This is a genomic window from Nocardia sp. Root136 (assembly GCF_001427185.1).
Lineage (GTDB): Bacteria > Actinomycetota > Actinomycetes > Mycobacteriales > Mycobacteriaceae > Nocardia > Nocardia salmonicida.
The window spans coordinates 1264867-1279414 of the sequence record NZ_LMFE01000001.1; the positions used below are offsets into that span (position 1 = coordinate 1264867).

10 protein-coding genes are annotated in these 14548 nt (G+C 69.1%); 6 read left to right on the forward strand and 4 right to left on the reverse strand.

Features of this window, described 5'->3' with window-relative positions; all coding sequences use genetic code 11:
* Positions 1-65 precede the first annotated feature (65 nt).
* Together ASD42_RS35140 and ASD42_RS06095 are read right to left on the reverse strand one after the other, a co-directional pair.
* Positions 66-3143, reverse strand: a complete 3078-nt coding sequence (locus ASD42_RS35140; protein ID WP_235569320.1) for a bifunctional acetate--CoA ligase family protein/GNAT family N-acetyltransferase — start codon at positions 3141-3143, stop codon at positions 66-68.
* Entirely contained in the window at positions 3136-4377 is a 1242-nt protein-coding gene (locus tag ASD42_RS06095; RefSeq protein ID WP_056811286.1) for an acetoin utilization protein AcuC, read from the reverse strand. The genes ASD42_RS35140 and ASD42_RS06095 overlap by 8 nt, the downstream gene beginning before the upstream one ends.
* A gap of 129 nt (positions 4378-4506) precedes the next feature.
* Here ASD42_RS06095 and ASD42_RS06100 point away from each other — a divergent pair, with 129 nt between their 5' ends.
* Both ASD42_RS06100 and galE read left to right on the forward strand, forming a co-directional pair.
* Positions 4507-5193 carry a metal-dependent transcriptional regulator gene (locus tag ASD42_RS06100; RefSeq protein ID WP_056815561.1) on the forward strand — a complete coding sequence of 229 codons (687 nt, stop codon included), beginning with the start codon at positions 4507-4509 and terminating at the stop codon, positions 5191-5193.
* A gap of 3 nt (positions 5194-5196) precedes the next feature.
* Positions 5197-6177 (forward strand): UDP-glucose 4-epimerase GalE, encoded by a 981-nt coding sequence (gene galE, locus ASD42_RS06105; RefSeq protein WP_056811289.1) that lies wholly within the window; start codon positions 5197-5199, stop codon positions 6175-6177.
* Positions 6178-6187: 10 nt separating this feature from the next.
* On the opposite strand, the gene ASD42_RS06110 is transcribed toward galE, so the two are convergent.
* Complete coding sequence (locus tag ASD42_RS06110) at positions 6188-7354, reverse strand: DUF4192 domain-containing protein (protein ID WP_056811291.1); 1167 nt, start codon at positions 7352-7354, stop codon at positions 6188-6190.
* 146 nt (positions 7355-7500) lie between these two features.
* Positions 7501-8223, reverse strand: a complete 723-nt coding sequence (locus ASD42_RS06115; protein WP_235569321.1) for a sensor domain-containing protein — start codon at positions 8221-8223, stop codon at positions 7501-7503.
* A 255-nt stretch (positions 8224-8478) separates the two neighbouring features.
* On the opposite strand from ASD42_RS06115, the gene ASD42_RS06120 reads away from it, so the two are divergent.
* From ASD42_RS06120 to speD, 4 genes are all read left to right on the forward strand, one after another.
* Positions 8479-9423, forward strand: coding sequence for a proteasome assembly chaperone family protein (locus ASD42_RS06120; RefSeq protein WP_056811295.1), 945 nt, complete (start codon positions 8479-8481; stop codon positions 9421-9423).
* Positions 9424-9515: 92 nt separating this feature from the next.
* A complete protein-coding gene (locus ASD42_RS06125; protein WP_056811299.1) occupies positions 9516-12014 on the forward strand; it encodes a DEAD/DEAH box helicase in 2499 nt (832 codons plus the stop codon).
* A 103-nt stretch (positions 12015-12117) separates the two neighbouring features.
* A complete protein-coding gene (locus tag ASD42_RS06130; protein WP_056811302.1) occupies positions 12118-13221 on the forward strand; it encodes a type III PLP-dependent enzyme in 1104 nt (367 codons plus the stop codon).
* 8 nt (positions 13222-13229) lie between these two features.
* Positions 13230-14435 (forward strand): adenosylmethionine decarboxylase, encoded by a 1206-nt coding sequence (speD, locus tag ASD42_RS06135; protein WP_056811305.1) that lies wholly within the window; start codon positions 13230-13232, stop codon positions 14433-14435.
* Positions 14436-14548: the final 113 nt, after the last annotated feature.

Consider the following 14548-nt stretch of genomic DNA (forward strand, 5'->3'; position numbering starts at 1 on the left):
TGTTCGTTCACCCGGCCCTGCATCGAATCCCACCTCAGGTAGCGGCAGGTCAGGGCCGTCGCACGTCAAGCCAATCGGCGGGGGCCGGTGTCGAAGCGGCTGGGTTCGGGGCCGATGCGGGCTCGGGCGTAGATGATCTCCGCCGAGGCCGAGGCCGCGAGCACGGGATCGCACGAGAGTTCGCGCATCTGGGGGATGTCGTCGAACAGGGCCGAAATACGTTGGGCCAGTTCGGCGAGGGCCGCCTTGTCGACCCCTGTTCGGCCCGGGCCCTCCGACAGCAGTGGCGCTGCTCGTGGTGCGTCGATGAGCGCGGTCGCCTCGTCCTGGGTCAGCGGTAGTGCGCGGTAGGCGCGGTCGCCGAGCAGGTCGATGATCATGCCGGACAGGCCGAACTGGATGACCGACCCGAACGAGGGGTCGTCGGTGACGCTCAGCACGCAGCCGACCCCCTTGGTCGCCATCTTCTGCACATGCAGGAGCGGATCTCCGCAGATCTCCACCAGGTCGGTGTAGGCCTGACGGACCGTGTCCGGCCCCCACAGGTCCAAGCGCACGCCGATCAGGTCGGGCCGACGCCGCCACAGCTCCCCGGTGGCCTTGGCCGCCACCGGATAGCCCAGTTCCTCGGCCGCGGCGACGGCCTGTTCGGCATCGCGCACCGCCCGGAACTCGACCACGTCGATCCCGTAGCAGTCGAGCAGCAGCACCGCCTCCTCATCGGTGAGCCAGCGGCCGCCCGATTCCGCCAACCAGCCCTCCACGAGTGCCGCCGCGGCCGCGGTATCTATCCCGGGCGGGCGCATGACCGGCGAGATCGGCCGGTCACGCCAGCGCGCGTACCGGTCGACCCTGGCCAGCGCACGCGCGGCCCGTTCCGGGTCCGGGTAGGACGGAATCGATCCGCGCGCCGGGGCACCCGCGGTGGTCCGCACCGCCAACTGTCGCGGGATGCCCGATTCCGCGACGAATGTGGTGAGCACCGGCTTTCCCGGCGCTGCCGCGGCGGCCGCCCGCAACGCATCCCCGAAGCCCTCCATCGGCACCGGAACCGGCGGCGCGACCACGACGATCACCGCGTCGACCTCGTCGCTGCGCAGCGCGGCGAGGACCGCTTCCCTGAAGTCGGCGGGCGTGGCCTCCGGACCGAGGTCCACCGGCCCGTCGACGCCCACACCGACTGCTTCCCGCTCGATGGGCTCGGCGGTGTCCGTCTCCCGCGCAGGAGCCTCGATGCTGTCCGCACCACGACCGGCCCGTCGAGCGCTCCGCGCGCCCCAACCGGTCCGGCCGACACGATCCGAACCCTGCTCCGCACGGCCGGAATCCCGTCCGGTCCGCCGCCCACGATCTCCTCCCCGCCCGTCCCTGCCACGATCGGCCTCTCGACCGATTCGTCCGGCGCGGTCCGTGTCGGGCACTTCCGCCGAATCGCGGTCGATTCGCAGCGAACTGTTCGGACCTCGCTCAGCCGGCGCCACCCCCGACGAATCCCGCTCGATCGGCAGAGTGCCCTGCAGGCCGCGCTCGGTCGGTCGGGCACCGGGACCTCGGTCGACTGCGGTGACAGGCCGGTACACCCGCAACCCTTCGCTGCGGGCGGCGTCGATCGCCAGCCAGTTCAGTGCGGCGCTGTTTCCGACCACGGCGACCCGAGGGCCTTTCGGTAGCGGCTGACAGGCCAGCAGGGCGGCGCAGTCGAACAGTTCGGAGATGGAGTCGACCTGGATGATTCCGGCTTGGCCGAACAGGTCACGGACCACCGTGCGGTCCATGTCGGCGCCCGCGGCGAGGCGACCGCTGCTCACCGCCACGATCGGTTTGCCGCGGGCCACCCGGCGGGCCAGACGAGAGAACTTACGCGGATTGCCAAAGCTCTCCAGGTACAGCAGGATCACCTCGGTGTCGGCGGCGGTATCCCAGTACTGGAGCAGATCGTTGCCCGAGACATCGGCACGGTTACCGGCCGAGACGAACGTCGACAAGCCGAGATTACGGGCCGCGGCCTCGCCGAGGATCGCCGCACCGAGCGGGCCGGACTGGCAGAAGAACCCGATCCGTCCCCGCTCGGGCAGGACCGGGGCCAGCGTGGCGTTCAGACCGACCGCGGGGTCGGTGTTGGCGATGCCGAGTGCGCTCGGCCCGACCACCCGCATGCCGTGCCCGCGTGCCGCGGCGACCAGGTCGTGTTCGGCGGCCAGCCCGGCCGCCCCGGTCTCACCGAAACCCGCGGTCAGCACGACCAGGCCCTTGACTCCCTTGGCCATGCAGTCGTCCAGGACCGCCCCGATCGCGGCGGGTGGCACCGCCACCACCGCCAGGTCCACCTCGTCGGGGATCTCGCGCACCGTGGCGTAGGCCCGCACGCCGCGCACCGAACGCCGGTGCAGATTCACCGGGAACACCGGCCCGCTGAAACCGCCCGCGAGCAGATTCGCGAGCACGGCACCGCCGACGCGGGTCTGTTCCGGTGACGCGCCGATCACCGCGACCGAACCGGGTGCGAGCAGGTTTCCGACGCTACGCGCCTCCGAGGCGGCCTCCCGCGAATCCCGCACGGTGCGCAGCGCTTCGGTGGGGTCGATGGCGAATTCGAGGTGTACTTCGGAACCGTCGCGACTGCGCTGCAGTTGGTAGCCCGCCTCGCGGAAGACTGTGATCATGGCCTCGTTCTCGGCCAGCACCTCGGCGACGAACGCGACCACCTCGTTCTCGGCGGCGGCACCGGCCAGATGCTCGAGCAGCACCGAACCGAGCCCACGCCCCTGGTGCTCGTCGGCGACCACGAAGGCCACCTCGGCCGCGCGTGGGCCCTGCCTGGCGAGCAGCTCGTAGCGGGCCACGGCGATGATGGCCGTGCCGAGTACCGCGACGAGGCCGACCCGATCGCGATAGTCGACGTGGGTGGTGCGGTACATGTCCTTCGGCGAGATCTGCGGGTACGGACCGAAATAGCGCAGATACCGGGTGCGGTCGGACAGACCGGTGTGAAAGGCGGCGAGCGCGTCGGCGTCGGCGGGCACGATCGGACGCACCTGGACCACGCCGCCGTCGGCGGCGAGCACATCGCCGTACCAGTGCTGGGGTGGCGCAGGCGGATTCGCGGGCGTGTCGGAAGTGTCGGGCAGCAGTGGCTCAGTCACGTGGGTCCTCCGGGTCGAGACCGAGCAGGCCGAAACTCGCCCGTCGGGTGGCCGTGATGGCGGTGTCGACCGCTCGCTGCGCGCGGATCTGGCCCGCATCGCCGATCTCGGGCGTGCCACCCGGTCCATCCCATGGGCGGTAGGCGGTGTCGCCTCCGTCGCCCATGGACGTCGGCGGCTGCACCCGCGGCGCGGACGCTCGCACCTGTTCGATCCAGTCGGCGGGCACCGGCGTGTCGGGGGCCAGCGGGCGGTCGAGTGCCGCGGCGAGCAGGTGGGTCCAGGCTCGCGGCACCACGCGCACCACGCCGTATCCGCCGCCGCCGATCGCCAGCCACCGCCCCTCGGCGTATTCGTCGGCCAGGTCCCGCATCGCCAGGAACGCCGCGCGCTGACCGTCGACGGTGAGCTCCAGATCGGCCAGCGGATCTTCGCGGTGGGTGTCGACACCGCACTGGCTGACGATGATCTGGGGCCGGAACGCGGCCACCGCCCCGGGTACTACCGCGTGAAATCCCCTCAACCACTGCGCATCTCGTGTTCCGGGCAACAGCGGCAGGTTGATCGAGGTGCCTTCGGCGGTCCCGACCCCGGTCTCCTCCGGCCAACCGGTGTTGGGCCACAACGTCGCCGGATGCTGGTGCAGCGAGACCGTGAGCACGCGCGGATCGGCGTAGAACGCCCGCTGCACCCCGTCGCCGTGATGGACATCGACATCGAGGTAGGCGATGCGATCGAAGCCGTTCTCGAGCAGCCACGAGATGGCGATCGCCGCATCGTTGTAGACGCAGAACCCCGCCGCCGAATCCGGCATGGCGTGGTGCATTCCGCCGCCGATGCTCACCGCGCGCCGCGTACGGCCCGCCGCGATCTCCCGCGCGGCGGCGAGGGTGCCGCCGACGATCACCGAGGCCGCCTCGTGCATGTGCGGGAACACCGGATTGTCGGCGGTCCCGAGGCCGTAGACGGCGTCCTCTGGCGTCGGCGGCCCTTGCCCCGCCCGGCGCACCGCCTCGATGTAGGCGCTGCTGTGGACCCGCATCAGATCCGACTCGGTGGCCGCGTCGGGTGCCAGCGGCTCGACACCATCGAGAAGACCTAAGCTTTGGGCGAGCGACATGGTGTATCGCAGGCGCGCCGGCTTCATCGGATGCTCCGGACTCCAGGTGTAACCGAGGAATCGCTCGGTCCATATGACAGTCCCTGCGTGTTCGCTGCTCGGCAACGTGACCATGCTCGCCACGCTAGCCGGAAGCAGCGGACCCCGTGCGGCGTTGACATGCAGTAGAAATAGGGCCGCTGGTCCGACGGGCGGACCGGCGTTCGCGCGTGGGTAGAATTCGTGCTGACGAAGGGGTATCAGGTGAAGGATCTGGTCGACACCACGGAGATGTATCTCCGTACCATCTACGACCTCGAGGAAGAGGGCGTGGTGCCCCTGCGGGCGCGTATCGCCGAACGCCTCGAGCAGAGTGGTCCGACGGTGAGCCAGACGGTCGCGCGGATGGAGCGCGACGGCCTGTTGCTCGTGGCCGGCGATCGCCATCTCGAGCTCACCGACAAAGGTAGGTCCATGGCGGTGTCGGTGATGCGCAAGCACCGGCTCGCCGAGCGGTTGCTGGTCGACATCATCGGATTGGATTGGGAGAACGTGCACGCCGAGGCGTGTCGCTGGGAGCACGTGATGAGCGAGGAGGTGGAGCGGCGCCTGATCGAGGTGCTCAACCACCCGACCACCTCGCCCTACGGCAACCCGATTCCCGGCCTGGACGAACTCGGGCTCGCCGACGCTCCCGCCGCCGAGGAGAAGCTGATCCGGCTCTCCGATCTGCCCAACGGCGCCCTGCACGCGGTAGTCGTGCGCAGGCTGGCCGAGCACATCCAGACCGACCCGGAGGTCATCGGGCGGTTGCGTGAGGCGGGCGTAGTGCCCGATGCTCGCGTTACCGTGGAGACCAAGCCGGGTGCGGTACTGATCACAGTGCCGGGCCACAACGGTTTCGAACTGTCCGAAGAGATGGCGCATGCCGTCCAGGTGAGGCTGGTCTGATTCGTGAAACTTCTTGTCACCGGCGGCGCCGGCTATGTGGGTGGCGGCTGTGCCGCTGTGCTGCTCGAAGAGGGCCACGAGGTCGTCGTCGTCGACGACCTCTCGACCGGTAACGCCGACGGTGTTCCGGCCGGTGCCCGATTCGTCGACGGCGATATCGCCGTCGCCGCCCCCGAACTGCTGCGTGCCGAATCCTTCGACGGCGTCCTGCATTTCGCGGCGCAGTCGCTGGTCGGCGAGTCGGTGGAACAGCCGGAGAAGTACTGGCACGGCAATGTCGTGAAAACGCTGACGCTGCTGGAGGCGATCCGCGAGTCCGGCACACCGCGCCTGGTGTTCTCCTCCACGGCCGCGGTGTACGGCGAGCCCGAGCAGGTCCCGATCACCGAGGACTCGCCCACTCGCCCCACCAATCCCTACGGTGCGAGCAAACTGGCCATCGATCACGCCATCACCTCCTACGCGGCGGCGCACGATCTGGCCGCGACCAGCCTGCGCTACTTCAACGTGGCAGGCGCCTATGCCGGGCTCGGTGAGAACCGGGTCGTGGAAACACATCTGATCCCCCTCGTGTTGCAGGTGGCACTGGGTCACCGCAAGGCCATTTCGGTGTACGGCACCGACTGGCCGACGCCGGACGGTACATGTGTGCGCGACTACATCCACATCCGCGATCTGGCGCAGGCGCACCTGCTCGCGCTGTCGTCGTCGCAGCCGGGCACGCACCGGATCTGCAACCTGGGTTCGGGCACGGGTTTCTCGGTGCGCGAAGTGATCTCGGCGTGCGAGCGGGTCACCGGCCTGCCGATCGAGACGATCGACGCGCCGCGGCGCGCGGGCGATCCGGCCGTCCTGATCGCCTCCAGCGACCGCGCGGTCGCCGAACTGGGCTGGCGACCCGAGCACAACGACCTCGACGAGATCGTCTCCGACGCTTGGGATTTCCTGCGTTCCCTCGGCCAGAACGCCCACAGCGCTCGCTGAAACGCCTGCCTCACGGGGCGATCGGGCCGAGGTCGACCCCGAGATCGGCGGCGATCTGGTGACCACAATGCGCGAGTCTGCGCAGTCGTTCGGGCCGCAACCCGGTCTGCAGCGAAGTCTCCAGCAACGCTGCCATCGTGTGCTCGGCGTCGGCCTCCACGGCGGCGGCGATAGCGACACCGGCGAAGGGTCCGTCGCCGCGCAGGTAGGCGCTGAAACCGAGCAGGGCCGCTGCTTCGGCGCGGTCGGCACCGGGCGTCGCCCGCGCCAGCTGCGCCCACAGCAGCTCGGCGGCTTCGGCGTGGTCGCCCAGCGCCAGCCCGTACATGGCGTCGCGGATCGGCCGGTCACGCAGGGTCACGGCCAGTCGCGCGAGTTCGCGCTCGGCCCGTGGTGCGCCGGACTCGGTGTCGGCGATCTGCCACAGCACCCATTCCAATGCCCGCCGCTGGTAGGCGACCATGTTCCCGGCGCGCGTCGCCGCCGCCAGCCCACCTCGATAGCGCGCGTGGGCCGCCCCGAGCTGGGCGCGCACTCGCGCGCTCAGCAGGTCGTCGGGAATCATCAGCGCGGTCATCTCACGGCGGGAACCGCGAATCTGTTTGCCTTCCAGCACATGTGACACCGCGACGATCGAGGACGACGGATCGGCGACCAGGCCGGTCCCGACCGTGCCGAAGACACTGGAGTAGCGCTCGCCCGCCGCGATCGCCCGCACCGACCAGGCGCCGCGTACCTCGATTCCGTCCTCGGCCAGCACGTCGATCAACTCGGCGGCCCGCAGGACTTCCTCCCCCTCGAACTCGGCGCGGTCCTCGACGAAGACGGCGAGCACCCCGGTCGCCTCTTCGCGCAGGCAGATCGATGCCAGGCAGGCGGTGAACTGGTCGAGCAGCCGCATGTCGGTGGCCACGTCGAGGTCGAAGCGCACCACCGCCTCGATCGCCTCCGCCGCCCCGGCCGCCACCTCGTGCAGCACCGCGACGACGAGGGATCGTTCGGGCACGAAGCCGAGCATCGCGGGCAGGGCGGCGATCAGTTCACCGGGTTCGTCGACCCGCAGCGGTGGGCGCGGAAGTCCGCCCGGATAGCGGGGAGTGGATTCGGCGCAGCCGAGTGCGCGGGGAAACGGTCCGGTGCGCGTGGCCCGGCGGGTGGGGTTCGTCGATGGCGTCATGGCTCCACCGTGCCCGCCTCCTATCGCGCACCGGCTGTATCGACCTGGGCTTTTATCCGCCCTGTGAGTAGCGCCGGAACTGTGGAGCAACCCCGGTCCCGGCACCGCGACGACGACGGATCTGTCACCGCCCCGTGGTAGGCGCTTCAGTTGCCGCGCACGGAGGCGACGGTTGTCGCGAACATCTCGTCCACCGCGGCCGTATCCGGTTGTCCCGCACCGAAAGTCATCGATGTCACCGTGATGCGCACATCGCCGATCTGCCCGATCGAGGTCTGCATCGTCTGGGTGAGCCCCGCACCACCGACTTCGGGAACCACGGTGCGCCGCAACGCTATCGCATCGTCGGTACCGGCAGGCACGGCCTGGTCGAGCACCGTGGTGACGGTGGAACCCGCACCGGCCCGCCGTACCTGGATCTGTCCGCACTCGCGGAGCCGATCACGCAGCCGCGCCACCGGTTCGGCGCTCCGCGACAATTCGACGGTGAGCGTGGCCCGGCTCGCGTCATCGGATCCGACCGCCACCGCCGCGGGTTCCCCACCGGGCTCGGGCTCGGTCGGCATGCAGTGCGCCGGGCTGACCGACGCACCCGCGCCGACTCCGTCGAGATCACCCGCGGCGGCCGCCGCCGCCTGCGCGGGCAGCACCACCGCCGGGTACCGAGCCGGAAACCGCGACGGTGACGGCAACAGCTCGGCCAACGCACCGTCGACCTGTCGCACCGACACCGCGCTCTCGGCGACCGGCGTCCCGCTCACGCTCTGCGCGCACCCGGTGAGCGCGAGCGCCACTGCCGCCAACCCCAGCCACCAGCGACGCAGGCCAGGAGCACCCGCGCGGATCGGTGTCGCCTGCGCCACGTTCACACCGTTCACTGTGCCCCACCGCGGCGATCGGCCCGGTCCCGCCACGCCGTGTGGGGACGCACAGCACACCCCCGCGACCACCGCCCGTGACCCCCCGGCCGTGTCGGTGCGGGAATGCGCGGCGCGTCCATGCTGTTGCCTACCAGGACGAGCCGTCCCCGGCCGTGTGCGACAGCACTGCTCGCGTGGGGGACAATGGAGATCCGCTTCCCCACCCCGCGAGCGATGGTGGACCGCGCAGGAAGGAGAAACGCGATGGATGACCAGTCGCATATGTACGAACTGGAGTTCCCGGCGCCACAGTTGTCGTCGGACGACGGCGCGGGCCCCGTGCTGGTGCACGGCCTGGAAGGTTTCACCGACGCCGGCCACGCCGTGCGTCTGGCGACGACCCATCTGCGCGAGAGCCTCGAATCGGAACTGGTCGCGTCCTTCGACGTCGACGAGCTGCTCGATTACCGTTCGCGCCGCCCACTGATGACGTTCAAGACCGATCATTTCTCCGAGTACGCCGAGCCGGAACTGAACCTGTGGGCGCTGCGCGACACCGCGGGCACCCCGTTCCTGCTGCTCTCGGGCCTGGAACCGGATCTGCGCTGGGAGAAGTTCACCACCGCGGTGCGGCTGCTGGCCGAACAGCTCGGGGTGCGCCGCACGATCGGCCTCTCGGCGATTCCGATGGCGATCCCGCACACGCGTCCGCTCGGTGTCACCGCGCATTCCTCGGACCGTTCGCTGATCGGCGAGCACCAGCGCTGGCCGGGCGAGTTGCAGGTGCCGGGCAGCGCGTCGTCGCTGCTCGAGTACCGGATGGCTCAGCACGGCCACGAATCGCTCGGGTTCTCGGTGCACGTGCCGCACTACCTGGCTCAGACCGACTACCCCGAAGCGGCGCAGACGCTGCTGGAGAACTTCGCCGACAACGCGGGCCTCGACCTTCCGCTCTCGGCGCTGGGTGAGGCGGCCGCGCGGGTGCGCGAGCAGGTCGCCGAGCACATCGCGGGCAACGAGGAGGTGGAGACGGTCGTCACAGCGCTGGAACGCCAATACGACAGCTTCGTCACCGCCCAGGAACGCCAGTCCAGCCTGCTGGCCGCCGACGGTGAACTGCCCAGCGGTGAGGAGCTCGGGGCGGAGTTCGAGCGCTTCCTGGCCGAGCAGGGTGGTTACGACGACACCTCCGACGAGGGTAAGGCCTGACCCACCGGACCCACTAGGCGTACCTGCGCCTTCGCTCCGGCCATGCGCGGCCGACGAGGGCTTGGCCCGCTGCGCAGACTAGGGTTGTCGGAGTGGATCTGACCGACCTACTCGAAATTCCCGGGACCGACGCCGACGCGCTCTACGAGTCGTTCTCGGCGTGGGCCGCCGAGCAGGGCACACCCCTGTATCCAGCGCAGGACGAGGCGCTGATGGAGTTGGCTTCGGGGTCCAATGTCATCCTGGCGACGCCGACCGGCTCCGGAAAGTCCCTGGTAGCGGTCGGCGCGCACCTGTTCGCCATGGCCAACGGGCAGCGCAGCTACTACACCGCGCCGATCAAGGCACTGGTCAGCGAGAAGTTCTTCGCGCTGTGCGAGGTGTTCGGCGCGGAGAACGTCGGCATGGTGACCGGCGACGCGGCGGTCAACGCCGACGCCCCGATCATCTGCGCCACCGCGGAGATCCTGGCGAACCTGGCGCTACGCGAGGGCGCGGCGGCCGAGGTCGGCCAGATCGTGATGGACGAGTTCCACTTCTACGCCGACCCCGACCGCGGCTGGGCGTGGCAGGTGCCGCTCATCGAACTCCCCCGCGCCCAATTCCTGCTGATGTCGGCGACGTTGGGCGAGGTGGACTTCTTCGCCACCGATCTCGAAGCGCGCACCGGCCGCTCGACCACGGTGGTCGCGGGCACCGAACGTCCTGTCCCCCTGACGTTCTCGTACGTGCGCACCCCCATCACCGAGACCCTCGAAGAGCTGGTGACCACCCACCAGGCGCCGGTCTACGTCGTGCACTTCACCCAGGCGGCCGCCCTCGAGCGCGCGCAGGCCCTGACGAGCGTGAACTTCGCCTCCCGCGCCGAGAAGGACGCGATCGCCGCCGCCATCGGCGAGTTCCGGTTCGCCTCGGGCTTCGGCAAGACGCTGTCGCGGCTGATCCGCCACGGTATCGGCGTGCACCACGCGGGCATGCTGCCCAAATACCGCCGCTTGGTGGAGAAGCTCGCCCAGGACGGCCTGCTGAAAGTGGTGTGCGGCACCGACACCCTCGGCGTCGGCATCAACGTCCCGATCCGCACGGTACTACTCACCGGCCTCACCAAATACGACGGTGTGCGCACCCGCAGGCTCAAAGCCCGTGAGTTCCACCAGATCGCCGGACGCGCCGGCCGCGCGGGCTACGACACCATGGGCACCGTGGTGGTGCAGGCCCCCGAGCACGAGGTGGAGAACACCCGCCTGATCGCCAAGGCGGGCGATGACCCGAAGAAGCAGCGAAAAGTGGTGCGCCGCAAACCGCCCGAGGGTTTCGTCTCGTGGAGCGAGGAGACCTTCGACCGTCTCATCGCCGCCCCGCCCGAGCCGATGGTGTCGCGCTTCGCGGTGACCAACTCGATGCTGCTCAATGTGATCGCCCGCCCGGGCAACTGCTTCTACGCGATGCGCCACCTGCTCGAGGACAACCACGAGCCGCGTCCCGCACAGCGCAAGCACATCCTGCGAGCCCTGCGGCTCTACCGTTCGCTGCGCGATGCCGGTGTGGTGCAACAACTCTCCGAACCCGATGCGAAGGGCCGGATGGCGCGGCTCACCGTCGACCTGCAACGAGATTTCGCGCTCGACCAACCACTGTCGCCGTTCGCGCTGGCCGCGTTCGACCTGCTCGATCGCGAAAGTCCCACCTACACACTCGATGTCGTCTCCCTGATCGAGGCCACCCTCGAGGACCCGCGCCAGCTGCTGATGGCCCAGCAGCACAAGGCCCGTGGTGTGGCCGTCAACGAGATGAAGGCCGACGGTATCGAATACGAGGAGCGGATGGAGCTCCTGGAGGAAGTCACCTGGCCCAAGCCCCTGGCCGAGCTGATCGATCCGATGTTCGAGACCTACCGGGCCGGGCACCCCTGGGTCTCGGAGTTCGCGCCGTCCCCGAAGTCGGTGGTGCGCGACATGATCGAGCGCGCGATGACCTTCGCCGAACTGATCTCGCACTACGAACTGACCCGCTCCGAGGGCGTGGTGCTGCGCTACCTCGCCGACGCCTACCGTGCCCTGCGTCGCACCGTGCCCGACGCCGCGCGCACCGAGGATCTCGACGATCTCACCGAATGGCTCGGCGAACTGATCCGTCAGGTCGATTCGAGCCTGCTCGACGAGTGGGAACAGCTCACCAACCCGGGCGCGGAGAACGACGCCCAGCAGGTCGCGTTCGGCGCCGAAACGGTGCGCCCGATCACCGCCAACGAACGCGCCTTCCGGATCATGGTCCGCAACGCGATGTTCCGCCGCGTGGAACTGGCCTCGCGACGCCGCTGGTACGAACTCGACCAGCTCGGCACCGGACCCGACTGGGCCGAGGACTTCGCCCCCTATTTCGACGAGTACGCCACGATCGGCACCGGTCCCGACGCACGCGGCCCCCAGCTGTTCCAGGTGGAGCAGCGGCCCGGTTTCTGGCACGTTCGCCAGGTGCTCGACGACCCGGCCGGCGATCACGGCTGGGCGCTGACGGCGATCGTGGATCTCGAGGAGTCCGACGCCGCGGGCGAGGTCGTGTTCGACGAGGTCACAGTCGCGGCAGGCTGAGTAATACCGACCGACTATGACGAATATGACGAATGTTTGACGGATTCGTTGTTGGGTAGGCGCCGCTGATAGTCTCTCCCGGCCGCCGAGGAGAAAGTTCACTGTGCCCGAATCCCCGTACCTTGTCATCGACCCCGAGCGGGTACGTGCCAACTACCGAACCCTCGATGCCGCCGTCCGCGCAGGTACCCGGATCCGGTACGCGGTCAAAGCGGCCCCGGTGGCCGAACTGATCACGCTGCTCGACGACGAGGGCGCCGAATTCGATGTCGCCAGCATCGGCGAGATCGACCAGTGCCTCGATCTCGGCGTCGCGCCCGAGCGGCTCTGCTACGGCAACCCGATCAAGAAGAGCGCCCACATCGCGCGCGCCTTCGCCCTCGGGGTGCGCCGCTACGCCTTCGACACCGAAGACGACCTCGACCGCATCGCCGAGCACGCGCCGGGTTCGGAGGTCGAGTGCCGATTCCTGTCCTCGGCGCCGGAATCACGGACCCCGTTCGGCACCAAGTTCGGGTGTGCGCCCGCCGAAGCCCTGCGGCTGCTGGTGCGCGCCCGCGATCTGGGCCTGACGGTCGGCGGTCCCTATTTCCACGTCGGCTCCCAGCAGCTCGACCCCGCCGCATGGCGGATCGGTGTCGAGCAGGCCGGTGAGATCGTCACAGCCTTGGCGGACAAGGACATTCATGTCTCGGCGGTCAATGTGGGTGGCGGTCTGCCGATCTCCTACGCCGACGAGGCCCCCGACCTCGACGCGATCGCGGCCGCCATCACCGGTGCCGCCGCCGAGTTCCTGCCCGCGGCCACCGGCCTGATCGTGGAACCCGGCCGTGCGCTGGTGGGTAACGCGGGCACCGTGCACGCCGAGGTCGTCGGCGTGCGTTTCGCGCCGGACGGCCGGCGCTGGGTGTATCTCGACATCGGCCGATACAACGGTATGGCCGAGACCGAGAACGAGTACATCGCTTACCGCTTCGTCACCGATCGCGACGGCGATCCGGTCGACGAGGCGGTGGTCGCGGGTCCGACCTGCGACGGCGACGATGTACTGTATCAACGCACGAAGGTCCTTCTGCCGACCACGTTGCGAGCCGGTGACCGGATTCGAATCCTGCACACCGGCGCCTATACCGCGAGTTATTCGTCGGTGTCCTTCAATGGTTTTCCGCCCTTGACCGTTCATGTCTCGGGCGCTGAGCGAGAGTGAGTTTGCCCATGACGGCGGAATTCACCGGTTGGCACGTGCTGGCCGAGTTCGGTGGCGTCGACACAGCCCTGTGTGACGATCTCGAACGACTCGAATCGGCGTTGCGTGAGTCTTTGATCGCGGCGGGCGTCACCATCTGCGAAGTCGTTCATAAAAAGTTCGATCCGCAGGGGGTGACCGTCCTCGCGCTGTTGTCGGAGTCTCACGCCTCGATTCACACTTATCCGGAGTCCGGCGACATCTTCGTCGACGTCTTCACCTGCGGCAGCATCGGTGCGGGCGCGACGAAAGCCGTCGAACTGCTCCGAGACAAGTTGTCCCCCACCACAGTTCGGATGCAGACGGTCCAGCGTGGCCACGGCGCCGAGAAGATCTACGAACCGGTGGGCGACGGCCTGACCCGGATCTGGGATCTGCACGAGGTGATCGTGGATACGAACACCCCGTTCCAGCACATGGTGATCGCGCGCACCGATCAGGGGATCTCCCTGTTCTCCGACGACGATCGTCAGTCCACCGAGTTCTCCCAGGTCACCTACCACGAGGCCATGATGGTCCCGGCGTTCGTGCTGGCGGAGAAGCTCGATCGGGTGCTGATCATCGGTTCCGGCGAGGGTGTGGCCTCGCAGATGTCGGTGGCGGCCGGGGCGACCCTGGTCGACCACGTCGATATCGATCAGCGCGAAGTGGAGCTGTGCGCCGAGCACCTGCCCTACGGCTACACCACCGCCGAGCTCACCGCCGCGGTGAAGCACGAGGGCCCTGTCCACGTGCACTACGCCGACGGCTGGGATTTCCTGGCGAACGCGCAGGCGGCGGGTACCCGCTACGACGTGATCGTCATCGATCTGCCCGACGAGCGCGTCGAGGACGCCCAGCACAACCGCCTCTACGAGTCGGAGTTCCTGTCCCGATGTAAGGCATTGCTCGCCCCCGGCGGCGTGCTGTCGGCCCAGGCCGGTTGCGCGACGATGTGGCGCAACGAGACGCTGAAGCGTTCGTGGGGTCGTTTCCACGAGCAGTTCGCCACCGTGGTCCCCTACGGTAGCGACGAGCACGAGTGGACCTTCCTGTTCGGCCTGAACGAGAAGATCGACGACCCGGTCCGCGGCATGCGCGACCGCCTCGCCCTGCTCCCCTACCGCGCCGAGACCATCGACGCGCGGGCACTGGAGCGCGGCGCGATCGAGCCGTACGCGTTGCGCGACCGGTAGGAATCCGCACCGCCAGCGGGCCGGGACGCATGCTGCGTCCCGGCCCGCTGTCATCGGTCCGGCGAAACCGGCACCGGCGCGCGCCGCCACTTGGCACCATGCGAGGACCGAGT

Excerpts from the sequence above, each read along its gene's own strand:
- ASD42_RS06095 (WP_056811286.1), bottom strand. The coding sequence starts at position 4,377 with ATGGTCACGTTGCCGAGCAGCGAACACGCAGGGACTGTCATATGGACC.
- ASD42_RS06110 (WP_056811291.1), bottom strand. The coding sequence starts at position 7,354 with ATGACGCCATCGACGAACCCCACCCGCCGGGCCACGCGCACCGGACCG.
- speD (WP_056811305.1), top strand. The coding sequence starts at position 13,230 with ATGACGGCGGAATTCACCGGTTGGCACGTGCTGGCCGAGTTCGGTGGC.
- ASD42_RS06120 (WP_056811295.1), top strand. The coding sequence starts at position 8,479 with ATGGATGACCAGTCGCATATGTACGAACTGGAGTTCCCGGCGCCACAG.